Annotated in this window: 12 protein-coding genes; 7 read left to right on the plus strand and 5 right to left on the minus strand. The window is 68.0% G+C overall.

Translation table 11 applies throughout. From position 1 onward, the window contains the following. The first annotated feature begins 57 nt into the window (after window positions 1–57). The 4 genes from ACGFIW_RS19225 to ACGFIW_RS19240 all read left to right on the plus strand — a co-directional run bounded on the left by ACGFIW_RS19225 (window position 58) and on the right by ACGFIW_RS19240 (window position 3,129). On the plus strand, window positions 58–255 hold the full coding sequence (locus tag ACGFIW_RS19225; RefSeq protein ID WP_093402962.1) for an MbtH family protein: 198 nt from the start codon (window positions 58–60) through the stop codon (window positions 253–255). Between the two features lie 192 nt (window positions 256–447). Further along, a complete protein-coding gene (gene ectB, locus ACGFIW_RS19230; protein ID WP_393317426.1) occupies window positions 448–1,695 on the plus strand; it encodes a diaminobutyrate--2-oxoglutarate transaminase in 1,248 nt (415 codons plus the stop codon). Between the two features lie 205 nt (window positions 1,696–1,900). Then, window positions 1,901–2,371 carry a VOC family protein gene (locus tag ACGFIW_RS19235; protein ID WP_393317206.1) on the plus strand — a complete coding sequence of 157 codons (471 nt, stop codon included), beginning with the start codon at window positions 1,901–1,903 and terminating at the stop codon, window positions 2,369–2,371. Window positions 2,372–2,577: 206 nt separating this feature from the next. After that, window positions 2,578–3,129: a hypothetical protein gene (locus ACGFIW_RS19240; RefSeq protein ID WP_393317208.1), complete on the plus strand. Its 552-nt coding sequence runs from the start codon at window positions 2,578–2,580 to the stop codon at window positions 3,127–3,129. 220 nt (window positions 3,130–3,349) lie between these two features. Here the strand turns inward: ACGFIW_RS19240 and ACGFIW_RS19245 are convergent, their stop codons facing one another. Continuing rightward, on the minus strand, window positions 3,350–4,180 hold the full coding sequence (locus ACGFIW_RS19245) for an NmrA family NAD(P)-binding protein (protein WP_393317211.1): 831 nt from the start codon (window positions 4,178–4,180) through the stop codon (window positions 3,350–3,352). Between the two features lie 34 nt (window positions 4,181–4,214). Continuing rightward, window positions 4,215–4,490 carry a hypothetical protein gene (locus ACGFIW_RS19250; RefSeq protein WP_393317214.1) on the minus strand — a complete coding sequence of 92 codons (276 nt, stop codon included), beginning with the start codon at window positions 4,488–4,490 and terminating at the stop codon, window positions 4,215–4,217. 210 nt (window positions 4,491–4,700) lie between these two features. Between ACGFIW_RS19250 and nhaA the strand changes: the two genes are divergently transcribed. Then, window positions 4,701–6,023: a Na+/H+ antiporter NhaA gene (nhaA, locus tag ACGFIW_RS19255; RefSeq protein WP_393317217.1), complete on the plus strand. Its 1,323-nt coding sequence runs from the start codon at window positions 4,701–4,703 to the stop codon at window positions 6,021–6,023. A gap of 66 nt (window positions 6,024–6,089) precedes the next feature. Continuing rightward, window positions 6,090–6,536, plus strand: coding sequence for a CBS domain-containing protein (locus ACGFIW_RS19260; RefSeq protein WP_393317220.1), 447 nt, complete (start codon window positions 6,090–6,092; stop codon window positions 6,534–6,536). A gap of 3 nt (window positions 6,537–6,539) precedes the next feature. Here ACGFIW_RS19260 and ACGFIW_RS19265 read toward each other — a convergent pair whose 3' ends face one another. Together ACGFIW_RS19265 and ACGFIW_RS19270 are read right to left on the minus strand one after the other, a co-directional pair. Further along, complete coding sequence (locus ACGFIW_RS19265) at window positions 6,540–7,829, minus strand: SLC13 family permease (RefSeq protein ID WP_393317223.1); 1,290 nt, start codon at window positions 7,827–7,829, stop codon at window positions 6,540–6,542. 595 nt (window positions 7,830–8,424) lie between these two features. Continuing rightward, window positions 8,425–8,961: a hypothetical protein gene (locus ACGFIW_RS19270; RefSeq protein ID WP_393317226.1), complete on the minus strand. Its 537-nt coding sequence runs from the start codon at window positions 8,959–8,961 to the stop codon at window positions 8,425–8,427. A 149-nt stretch (window positions 8,962–9,110) separates the two neighbouring features. Between ACGFIW_RS19270 and ACGFIW_RS19275 the strand changes: the two genes are divergently transcribed. Continuing rightward, entirely contained in the window at window positions 9,111–9,347 is a 237-nt protein-coding gene (locus ACGFIW_RS19275) for a hypothetical protein (RefSeq protein ID WP_393317229.1), read from the plus strand. Between the two features lie 246 nt (window positions 9,348–9,593). On the opposite strand, the gene ACGFIW_RS19280 is transcribed toward ACGFIW_RS19275, so the two are convergent. Beyond that, the gene (locus ACGFIW_RS19280) at window positions 9,594–10,508 is read right to left on the minus strand and encodes a sulfite exporter TauE/SafE family protein (protein ID WP_393317231.1); all 915 of its coding nucleotides are present in this window, start codon (window positions 10,506–10,508) and stop codon (window positions 9,594–9,596) included. Window positions 10,509–10,928 lie beyond the last annotated feature (420 nt).

Below are 10,928 nucleotides of genomic sequence, written 5' to 3' on the forward strand. Positions count from 1 at the left end.
TCGGCCCGGCAACATCGGGCTCAGCTATTCGGATCACCCGACCATGCCGGAGGGGTCATGACTGACGACGGTGTCTACCGCGTCGTGCGCAACGACGAGGAGCAGTACTCGATCTGGTGGGCCGACCGGGAGCTGCCGCTCGGCTGGACCGCCGAAGGGACGTCCGGGTCGAAGCAGGAGTGCCTGGACCACATCGGGAAGGTGTGGTCGGACATGCGGCCGCGAAGCCTGCGGGAGCAGATGGCCCGGGCCTGAGGCCGAGGTCCGTACCGCACCACACTCCATGCCGCCCCGCCCCGCCCCGCCGAACACGGCGAGCGGCGGGGCGGCAGCACAACGCCCCGTCGCCGAGGGCCCGTAGCGCAGGGCCGTGGACGCCGGCAGCTACATCGACGCGGCTCCGAAACCGTGATGGACGGGCAGCTCCAACTCCGAGGAGACATCATGATGGCCCCGACTATCGAGTCAGAGGTCCGTAGTTACTGCCGAAGCTGGCCGATCGTGTTCGACCACGGGCGTGGCAGCCGAATGTTCGCCGACGACGGCCGCGCCTACCTTGACTTCTTCGCCGGCGCGGGCGCCCTCAACTACGGCCACAACCATCCGATCCTCAAGCGAGCCCTGCTGGACTACCTGGAGCGGGACGGGGTCACCCACAGCCTCGACATGCTGACCGCCGCCAAGCAGGACTTCCTCGCCGAATTCGCATCGCAGGTACTCGCCCCCCGCAGCCTGGACTACCGCGTGCAGTTCACCGGACCCACCGGCACGAACAGCGTCGAGGCGGCACTCAAACTCGCCCGCAAGGTGACCGGACGCCACACCGTCGTCGCCTTCACCGGCGCCTTCCACGGCATGTCACTCGGCTCACTGGCCGTCACCGGAAACGCCACCCTGCGCGCAGGTGCCGGCGTCCCGCTCGGAAACACCTGGCGCGTCCCGTACGACGGCTTCGCCGGTGGCCAGGTCTCCGGGCTCACCCTGCTCGACACCATGCTCGCCGACAGCAGCAGCGGAATGGACCTACCGGCCGCCGTCATCGTGGAGACCGTGCAGGGCGAGGGCGGTATCAACCCGGCCCGCGCGATCTGGCTCGCCGACCTCGCCGAGCTGTGCGCCCGCCGCAAGGTGCTGCTGATCGTCGACGACATCCAGATGGGCTGCGGTCGCACCGGCCCGTTCTTCAGCTTCGAGCACGCCGGAATCACTCCCGACATCGTCTGCCTTTCCAAGTCCATCAGCGGGTACGGCCTGCCGATGTCCCTCACGCTCTTCCGCCCCGAACTCGACGTGTGGCAACCCGGCGAACACAACGGAACCTTCCGCGGTAACAACCTCGCCTTCGTCACCGCGGCGGCCGCGCTCAAGGAATTCTGGGTCGACAGCAAAATGGAAAAGCAGACAGCGGAACGGGACATCCTGCTTGAGGCGAGGCTTGCGGAACTCACCGGTCGGCACCGGGCGCACGCAGTGACGTCACGCGGCCGGGGCCTGGTCTGGGGTCTGGCCTTCCGGGAACCGCAGCTGGCCCGACGGGTCGCCCAGGAGGCGTTCGCCCGTGGGCTGCTGGTGGAGATGTCCGGATCCGCCGACGAGGTGGTGAAGCTGATGCCGCCCCTGACCCTGACGGATGAGGAACTGGCCGAGGGCCTCGACATCCTGGAGCAGTCGGTGACGGCAGCGGCCGACCGCTGAATTGTCCCGGTCGCAGATCCTTCGAGGGTTGTGCGGCCGGGGTGTCAATCCTGGCGGTAGTCACCGATGGTGACCGTCGCAGCCTGTTCGTGGCCTCGGAGGGGGCCGCGTGATCTTGGGCGGAACCAGCGCACCGATGACCTGCTCACCATCGGCCCGGCGTCGACGATCGTCACCTCGTCGCCGTTGCCAGCTTGGGTACGGGGTGAGCCACGACCAGCACGCCCAGCAACCGATGCGCAGACCGTCTTTAGCGAGCAGGCGTACGGCCGCGAAGGCGGATGGTGCCGAGCAGCGGAGGATCCGTCAGGATCGGCGCATGGCGAACATCTGGTCCGGTGTGACGATTGACTGCCTCGACCCCGAGCGAGTAGCCCGATTCTGGAGCGGCCTGCTCGGCCGCGAGCCCGGTCCGTCGCAGGAAGGCTGGGTCTACCTCGGTGAACGAGGTGATCCTCAGCCACGGCTGGTGTTCCAGCCGGTGTCGGAAGCCAGGACAGGCAAGGTGCGGATTCACCTCGACATCTCCGTCGACCAGATCGACGAGGCCATGGCCCTGGTCGTCCATCTCGGTGGCCGGTTCACCGGCGAACGGCACGACTACGACGACGGCGTGGTTGTCGTCATGGCCGATCCGGAGGACCACGAGTTCTGCCTGGTCCAGTACCACCGCTGACGACGGAAACACTGCCGTCGGCAGGTCCGGACAACAGCCGGACCAGTTCGGCCTTGGACCCTCAGTGGGCGGGGGCGGTGGCGGGACCGATCACTGGCGGGTTGTCCGGCACACCCACCGTCGGTTCGTGCTCTGCAACTCGTCTTATGCGTTGACGACGAGCCCCCGATCATCGATGCTCGTGCCGGCGGTCACGGGGAGGCTTCATGGCGTTGCTGGACATTGTCGTCACGACAGTTGGCGGCGCGCTCTCGGCGACCGTCGGGGTTTTCGTCGGTGGGATGCTCACCCGCCAGGCACAGGACCGACACTGGCTACGGGACCGGCAACTCATGGCCTACCAGGACCTGCTGCGCGAGTACGCCACGTTTTCGATGATCTTGCGACGCGCCCACCTGGGACGCACGGGCTGGGACTATGACTGGGGCGCGTGGAGCGCAGCATTGATGTCAGCCAGCCTCGTCGCGCCGAGCGCGGTCACCGCCGAGATCGATAAGTTCGGTCAAGCGGTACAGCGACTCTTGGACGTCTCCACGGGGGTGGACACGACGACCGCACCATTGTCGCAGGAGCAATTCGATCAGGCGATGGTGGCGCCGGCCCGAGCGCAACTGGCCTTGGTCAATGCCATGCGCCGATCCGTAGGACGGAATCAGGGGCCGCTGTCGACGGAGTTGGGCGGAGCAAACGGCCGCCCACCGCATTGGAAGACGACTCAATCCGAACACGACGGCGGTGCTGGCCCGCAGCCGGCTTGACCTGCCCCAACCAATCCAATATTGATCCCCAGCTCCATCGGGCCGGCAGGCAGCTCCGTCTCGCGCGCCTCCGACAGTTTCCCGGCCGTCGGCTTCTCTGCACGCTGACCCGAAGTGTCACTGCCACCCAATGCCGTGACCACGAACGTTCACGGTGTTGGGTGACCGTTGGAGAAGTGGCCGGTGCCGGCGAAGCGCGGGTTGAGCGCTGCTTCGAGGTTCAGACCCGCCGGTCCAGCCGGGTGCGGAAGAGTTCCGCGTGTTCGGCCACCCACTGTTCGAAGGTACGGGCCGGGCGGCCGGTCACCTGCTCGACGGTATCCACCACGCTGGTGGACTCCTTGCTGGGAGTGGCGTGCCAGCCTACGACATACTCGGCGTCCGCTTGGGACAGCCCGGTGGCCGTCAGCCGGTCGACGGCCTGTTCGTGGGTGATCGGGACGAAGGTGACATCACGGCCGATGGCCCGGGACAGGACGGCGATCCGCTCGCGCGGGGTCAGCGATTCCGGCCCGGTCAGGTTGTACGCACGCCCCGCGTGGCCGTCCTCGAGCAACGCCGTCGCCACGACTGCGCCGATGTCGGCCTCGTGGACCAGCGCGCTGGGGAAGTCGTACGGTTCCCGCACGACCCCTTCGCTCCGGACCGAGTCGATCCAGGTGAGCGTGTTGGACATGAACTCCTGCGGTTCCAGACGTGTCCACTGGACGCCCGAGTCCGCCACCGCCTGTTCGGCAGGCCCCACCCAGCCGCCCCACACCACGGTGATGCGCCGCACGCCCGCGTCGACCGCCCGCCGTACCAGCTCGGGTCCGGCCTCGGCGAGCCCTGCCGTCACCGTGACGTGCAGCCGATGGACGCCGTCGAACGCGGCGTCCAAAGTCCCCGGCGCCGTGTGCGTACCGGCCACCAGCTCCACCTCGGCCGGGAACCGTCCCGCGGCCGCAGCCGGGTCGCGGGTTAGCGCCCGAACGTGCTCGCCCCGGCGGACCAGCTCCGCCACTACGTGCCTGCCGGTGTTTCCGGTGGCCCCGGTCACCAACGTCGTCACAGCGACTCCTTTCGTCACCGGCGACTCTAAAATCTCAACCTAACTTGAGATCAAGGGCGGGACGATCGCGATCTCGGTTCTCGAGCAAGCAGATCATCCACCTGTCTCGGCAATCCCGAATGGGACGCACGTCGAGGCGGTACGAGCCAACGGCGATGACGACGTCAGGGCCATCGACCGCCACCGCGAACGAGTACGTGCGCGGCGCATCCTGTCCGTGGCGAGCGGCACGCTGCTGGAGCCGACCGCGTCCGGTCGCATAGTCGTCGAAGTGATCCAGCATGTCCCGCGCGTCGACCACGTTCGGCAACTGCCGCCGAAACCTGGCGGCCGCAGTTCGCCTCGCGGTTTCCTGCGGGGCGCCTCTTCGCGGTGGCCGTGGTGTTGGGTACAGGGAACCGGTGCCTGCGCGTGCTGAGGCGCAGGGACGAGGGGCACCGCCGGTCGTAGCTCGCAGCGAACGTTCCAGGCGTGGCTGCCGGTACGATGGGTTCCGGTGCGCCGGGAAGTCTGGTCGGCAATGGCTCCGACCCGTCTTCTGAAAGTTGGCCCGCTTGTGACGTCGAACCCTCAGTCGCCCCCTCGTGTCCTCGGCCGTGGTTCCTGGGCCGAGGCGCGTCGCATCGCCGACGTGCTGCGCAAGGAGACGATCGGCGGGGCGCTGCTGCTGGTCGGTGCCGTCATGGCGCTGATCTGGGCGAACTCGCCGTGGGCGCACCGCTACCAGGCGATGACGGCGCTCACCGTCGGGCCCCACGCGCTGCACCTTGACCTGTCGCTGGCGATGTGGGCGGCCGACGGGTTGCTGGCCATCTTCTTCTTCGTCGCCGGTCTCGAACTCAAGCGCGAGTTCGTCGCCGGTGATCTGCGTGATCCCCGCCGGGCTGCGGTCCCGGTCGCCGCCGCGCTCGGTGGCGTACTCGTGCCGGCCTTGCTGTACGCGGTGGTGAACGCCGGTGGCGCGGTCAAGGGTTGGGCGATTCCGACTGCCACCGACATCGCGTTCGCCCTCGCCGTGCTGGCGGTGATCGGCCGGCATCTGCCGAGCGCGCTGCGTACCTTCCTGCTGACCCTGGCCGTGGTGGACGATCTGCTGGCGATCGTCATCATCGCGGTCTTCTACACCGCCGACCTGTCGGTGCTGCCACTGCTGGCCGCGGCGGTGCCGCTGGGTTTGTTCGCGCTGCTGGTGCAGCGGCGGGTGCGCTCCTGGTGGCTGCTGCTGCCGCTGGCGTTCGCGACCTGGGTGCTGGTGCACGCCTCCGGTGTGCACGCCACCGTCGCCGGGGTGCTGCTCGCGTTCGCCGTCCCGGTGCTGCGTTCCAGGGGTGCCGGCCCGGGGCCTGGCCTGGCCGAGCACTTCGAGCACCGGTTCCGGCCGATCTCCGCCGGCGTCGCGGTGCCGGTGTTCGCGCTGATGTCCGCCGGAGTGGCCGTCGGCGGGCTCGACGGCCTGGCGCAGGCGGTCACCGATCCCGTCGCTGTGGGCATCATGCTGGGTCTGGTCGTCGGCAAGCCGATCGGCATCCTGCTCTCGACCTGGCTCGTCGCCCGGTTCACCCGGGCGCGGCTGGACGCGGGGCTGGCCTGGATCGACGTAGCTGGCCTGGCCGTGCTGGCCGGTATCGGGTTCACCGTCTCGCTGCTGATCGGCGAACTCGCCTTCGGCATCGGCAGCGACGCCGACGGCCGGGTCAAGATCGCCGTGCTGGCGGGTTCCCTGATCGCCGCCGCGCTCGCCATGGTCATTCTGCTGGTACGCAACCGCGTGTACCGGCAGATCTACGAGGCCGAGCAGGTCGACCGTGACCGTGACGACGTTCCCGACGTCTACCAGCAGTAGGTCGGCCCCGGGTTGACGCGCGGCATCAGCGCGGCCGGGGCGGTGGCCCGGGCGTATCGTCGGTGCATGCGCGCGAGCGATGTGGCGATCTCGATGGACACCGTCACCGAGGACATGCCGGCCCGGGAGGCCGCGCGGATCCTCGCGGCACAGGATCTACCCGGCCTGATCGTGGTGGACACCATGGGCCGCCCGTCGACGGTGCTGGCCGGCACGCAGGTGCTGCGGATGGCGCTGCCGTCCTACTGCCAGGACGATCCGGCGCTGGCCCGGGTGATCGACGAGGCCGCTGCCGACGTGATCCTGGACGGTATCGGCAGCCGCACCGTCGCGGACCTGCTGCCCCGCAATCGTCCGGACCTGCCGGCGGTCAGCGCCGACGCCACCCTGCTCGAGGTCGCCTCGGTGATGGCCCGATCGAATGTGCCGCTGGTCGCTGTCGTCGACCGCGACCGGGTGATGACCGGCGCGATCACCCTGGACGGGCTGCTCGACCGGATGCTTGGCACCTGAGCGTCAGAAGAACCGCAGCCACAGGTACGGCACGGCCATCGCCACCGAGATCACGGTGACGATGAGACCGTACTTCGTGAACCCCCAGAACGTGATCTTGTGGCCGGCACGGTCGGCGATGCCAAGTACCACCACGTTCGCCGACGCGCCGACGGCAGTGGCGTTGCCACCGAAGTCAGCCCCGATGGCGAGCGCCCACCACAGCACCTGAGCCTTGTCGAGCCCACCCTCGGCGTTCACCAACTCGCTCACGATCGGGCTCATCGTCGCCACGTAGGGGATGTTGTCCACGATCGCCGACAACCCGGCCGACGCCCACAGCAGCAACATGGTGGCCGGCCACAGCTTGCCCTCGACTGCCTCGGTCGCCGACCGGGCGATGCTGTCGATCACCCCGGTGGCGACCAGTGCTCCGACCATGATGAACAGGCCGGCAAAGAACACCAACGTCGGCCACTCGACGTCCTTGGCCACGTCTTCCGCGTTCAGGCGGGACAACGCCAGCAGCAGCAGGCCGCCGAGTATCGCCACCACCGATGGCTCCAGATGCAGCACCGTGTGCAGGCTGAACGCGAGCAGCACCGCGCCGAGGACCACCAGGCTGATCACGACGAGGCGGCGGTCGCGAATCGCGTCCGCCTCCCGCAGCGCCATCACCCGGGCGGCGCGCTCGGCGTCGTAGCGGAACGCCTTGCGGAACATGATCCGGCACAGGCCGATGAACACGACGAGCACGATCAGCACCAACGGGGCCATGACGTTCAGGAAGTCGGTGAAACTCAACCCCGATCGGCTGGCGATGATGATGTTCGGTGGGTCGCCGACCAGGGTGGCCGCACCACCGATGTTGGACGCCATCACCTCGGCGATCAAGAACGGGATCGGCGGCACTCCGAGCCGCTCGCAGACCAGCAGCGTCACCGGCGCTACCAGCAGCACTGTGGTGACGTTGTCCAGCGCCGCCGACACCATGGCGGTCACCACGACCAGGATGACCATGATCGGGAACGGGCGGCCCCGGGCCTTCTTGGCGCTCCAGATCGCCAGGTACTCGAACAGGCCGGTGCGTTTCAGCACGCCGACGATCAGCATCATCCCCAGCAGCAGGAAGATGACGTTCCAGTCGATGCCCGCCTCTTCGGAGAAGAACGCGTGCTCGGCGTCGGTCGCACCGATCGCCAGCATGATCGACGCACCACCCAGGGCCACCGCCACCCGGTTGATCTTCTCGGTGGCGATCAGGACGTAGGCGGCGGTGAACACGGCCACCGCGATCCAGGCCAGGGTGCTCACTCGGCGCTTCTCCTGTTCTGGTCAGCCGTCATCGCAACGCCGACCAGACTTCCCGGCACACCTGAGATCAACCTATCAGCCTGGACGATCGACATCGGCACGGTGGCAAGCGGCGCGCAGCTGTGGGACTGCCATGGCCGCACCACCACCGCCGGACCCTGACCGTATACACGCGCCTCGTTCGGCATCCGGTTCCCGCCGGAAACGCGCCGCCCGAGTCCCGTCCCGCGGCGCGTGGCCGTCATGCTCTGCCAGTGGCCGAAGGGGCGGCCCAGACGATCGGGGTACCGCGAAGCACACGGCCCACCGGTCGTCAGCCCCCGGAGTCGGTGGCTGACCGTGCCCCGGCATTGATCCGGGCAGCCAGGAACGCCTGGGCCTGCGCGCGCTGCGACTTCTACACCCCGAAGGCGTCCAGCAAGGGCCAGCTTCTGGAGGCCATCCCGCTGACGGACGAACGCGCCGCAGTAGATGACGGACAAGCCGCACTCGACCAACTACTGGAGCGACTCACCGACATCCCCACGCCAGCCGGGCCGGCTCCTCGGCAGATTGGTATCCCAGCTCAGGCCACCCCTGTTGCCGGTCATCGCGATCAACCAGAACCGGCCGAGCGGTAGTACTCACCGGTCCAGCCGGTGTCGGACGTAGTCCGGGTGGGCCGCCGACCTCGATGCGGTTCTCGTCGAGGCCGTTGACGATCCGCAGGCAGTCGCTGGCGAAGACGAACCACTGCCACGGTCCCAGCCGCCAGGTCTCGGTCTGACGGCCGCCATTCGAGGAGGGCGACCTCGCCCAGTTCCTGACCGAGGAACGATTCGAGACGCTCATCGTTGCGGGACCACTGTGGCGTGAGTTCGAACCAATCCCAGCCTGCGATGCTCGCCGTGGTGTCAATCGTGTCCCAGCCGATCGAGAGTTCGTCGAGCTTCCAGTGGCAGACCTCCGCCTGGACACCGTCGAAGTCCAGTACCACCGGGCAGTCCGCGAACCAGTCCCCGTCCTCGGCGAATCGCACCAGCGCGAACCGCGTCAGCCGTCTGCCGATGAGTCCCGCGAGGCGTGATCCGTGCGCCTGCCGAACCGCGTCGAGCCCGACCAGGAAGGACGGTTCGAAACCGGAGATCCCCATGTTCACAACGCTTGAGTCTCCCGGTCCTCGACCCATCCGGCCAGCACATATCGTCCAAGAGGATCTTTGGTGCCACTTGACAGGCTGGATTCCACATAACGCCGTGGCAGACCGTGTACGCGCACCTCACCCGGCTCAACAGGCGAGGCGTGACCGAGCGGAGCCTGACCGAACTACGCGAGCAGATCCGGGTGACTCACGGCCGTGACCCGGAGCCGACGGCGGGGATCATCGACTCGCAGAGCGTGCAGGGCGCCGACACTGTGCCGCGGGACTCCTGCGGTTACGACGCCGGGAAGAGGATCAATGGCCGGACCGACCCGATCTCTGATCGAAAGGGACAGGCTGGGAAGGATCCTTCTCTCCTCGAAGCGCCATTGAGGTGATCCAGTCGGGCTGGGCGTTCAGCACGGGCACGGCTCGTCTAAGTGCTCTTGATGCCTGCTCGGCTCGTTCCTCCGCGTTTGTCCTTGGAACTCTCCACTCGGTACCCACCCGTCCCCGCAGCCGGCTTCTAGCCTCCTCACTTTCGATCACAACGTACGAAGGCAGCCCAGATTGAGGATGGGTGCCAGCCAGCACTCACCTACCGGCACCTCCCGGATTGTGGACCGGGACGTGCTGGCATTTGGTCAACTGGGTCGAGGCTTCGAGTCGCTAGCGATCCCGACCGAATTCCGCTGCTGCTCCGTCAGGTGTTGACGGATCGAGTGGGCGACGGCGGCCGCCCATATTGCGCAGATGACCGTGTAACAGCCATAACGAACGGTGGCCGGGGCATCGAACCAATCACCGCGAAGCAGGGTTCGACTGTTCGTCAGCACGATCATGCCACCGACCGCGGAGCCGAGCACCCGGGGCGGGACCTTGCGTACGAGCCAGGCCGCCACCGGCGCGGCGACAACCCCGCCGATGAGTAGCGCGATGACCCAGCCAAAGTTGATGTTCTCCGCGCCGATCCCCACCAGGAAGCCGAGGCTCGCCGCGACGGCGACCAAGAACTCGCTGGTATCGATCGATCCGATGACCTTGCGTGGCTCAAGCCTGCCACTGGCCAGGATCGCCGGGGTCCCGATCGGTCCCCAGCCACCGCCACCGGTGGCATCGACGAAGCCGGCGAGCAGGCCCAGCGGACCGAGGAATCGCTTGCGAAGCGGCTTGCCCACGTTGCCTCGAGGCAGACCGAAGGTGGTGAAGCGGACTAGGAGATAGCTACCGAGGGTGAGCAGGATCAGCGACATGATCGGGGCCGCCGCGTCGGTGGAGAGGCTGGACAGGAAGGTCGCCCCGGCGAAGGCGCCGACCGCACCCGGAATGCCGATCCGCGCGACGACCTTCAGGTCGACGTTGCCGAATCGCCAGTGGGCGGCACCGGAGGCGAGGGTGGTGCCGATCTCGGCGAGGTGCACGGTGGCCGAGGCGGCGGCGGCATGGACGCCGACGGCGAGCAGCAGGGTCGTCGAGGTCACGCCGTAGGCCATGCCGAGGCTGCCGTCGACCAGTTGGGCACCGAGGCCAACCAGGGCCAGCAGGAGGATTTTGCGCATGAGGGACCACCAGTTCGTCGAGGGCAGGTGGGGGTGGGGAGCTGAGGGCTCGGGTTTGGACAGGCGGGTGGGCGGCCCATCGGCGGGGTCTTGCCGGTGCGGTGATCGCCGACAGGCACCCGGCGGTGCAGCTGGGCACGCGCAGGCGTTGCGGCCCATCGACCCCGAGGGTGTCGAGGAGCGGACGTACGCCCTGAAGGGCTCGCGAAGCACGACCGGTGCGGCCCGGTGTAGCGGACCGGGCCCGCCCGGCGATGGTCGGTTCAACGATGACGACCGGGCCGCTCCGCGCGGTGACAAGGAATTTTGTCGGTCGATTCCCCCCCTCTCCGGTCGGCATTCGGCGCATTCGACGGGGAGCCGACCCGGACGAATTCCATACTCGGCAGATAGGAATGGTTCCGGCCCAACCAAACCGAC

Origin of the sequence: Micromonospora sp. NPDC048935, assembly GCF_043197875.1 — a bacterium.
Classification (GTDB): domain Bacteria; phylum Actinomycetota; class Actinomycetes; order Mycobacteriales; family Micromonosporaceae; genus Micromonospora.